Source organism: Oleiphilus sp. HI0066, from assembly GCF_001635725.1.
Genome location: NZ_LWFH01001872.1, coordinates 1 through 1,137, shown reverse-complemented (window position 1 = coordinate 1,137; position 1,137 = coordinate 1). Strand labels below are relative to the sequence as shown.

Below are 1,137 nucleotides of genomic sequence, written 5' to 3'. Positions count from 1 at the left end.
AGCGCGTATTGTTCTTTCGATATCGTGGTCGTCGTAACTTTACATCCGTAATGTGTTGCTGCGTAGATCGCAAAGCCGCCCCAACCTGTTCCAATCTCAACAACATGATCTTGCTCACTAAGCTGTAGTTGCTCACAGATCCGTTTTAAGCGGAATTGCTGTGCTTCTTCCAAACTCGATTCTTCAGTTGGGAAAATTGCTGACGAGTACATCATGCTTGGATCTAAAAACGCTTCAAAAAAGTCATTACCCAAATCATAGTGTGAAGCAATGTTACGTTTTGAGCCTTTTTCGGTGTTCTGGTTCATGCGGTGCAAGATTTTCAGAGCAGGCTTAGATAAGGCCGCAAAGCCCCCTTCCATACCATCTAAAATATCCATGTTGCGCACCATCAAGCGCACTAACTTTGCTAAATCTGGCGTCGACCAATCGCCAGTCATATAGCTCTCGGCAGCACCGATACTTCCGCCGGTCATAATATCTACATAACACGACGCGTCGTTCACATGTAATTCGGCAATCAAATCAGCGTTATTGTCGTTTCCGAAACGATAAGTCTGGCCGTTATCGATAATACTCAGTGTTCCAGTATGCAAAGCCTTAAGCTGTGATAACACTGCTTTCTTAGCAATAGACTGGAAGCTAAAACGGCGCCCCTGAGGATAGGCATTAACGTGCTGTGTGTTCATAATAAACTCCCCACCTTAAAGGGCTGAATTCGCATTATTGTTGTGTTGATTATCACTGACAGATTCAGGGTGATCATAAAATGGACTACGTTTGATCCATAACTTCAACGCTTGCCAGTATATGCCAAGCACCACTTTAACTGTCATAAGAGGTTGCTTAAGCAATCGATTGAAACCATGTTCTAAGCCTTCTTTGTGCAAGCCCATCGTGGCATCAAAGTGCTTTTCAACGGAAGCATCGCTTCGTTCTATGGTGTTATCCATATGTACCGACAAACCTTCTCCCGGCGTTTTGAATACCCAGTTATATTCCATGTTCATTGGGTTAAACGGCGAAACATGGAAGGCTTTAGAAAACGAAAATCGGCTGACCGTCTCACGAAGTTGTTCTACTTCAATCACTGCATCATCAAAGGTCTGATAATCTAACTTACCGTCAGCAATCGGG

Annotated in this window: 2 protein-coding genes; both read right to left on the bottom strand. The window is 43.9% G+C overall.

Features of this window, described 5'->3' with window-relative positions; genetic code table 11:
- Positions 1-689, bottom strand: a 689-nt coding sequence (locus A3738_RS28900; RefSeq protein WP_197474121.1) for a cyclopropane-fatty-acyl-phospholipid synthase family protein, incomplete at its 3' end; no start/stop codon positions are given.
- 15 nt (positions 690-704) lie between these two features.
- Positions 705-1,137, bottom strand: a 433-nt coding sequence (locus tag A3738_RS28895) for a DUF1365 family protein (protein ID WP_156504586.1), incomplete at its 5' end; no start/stop codon positions are given.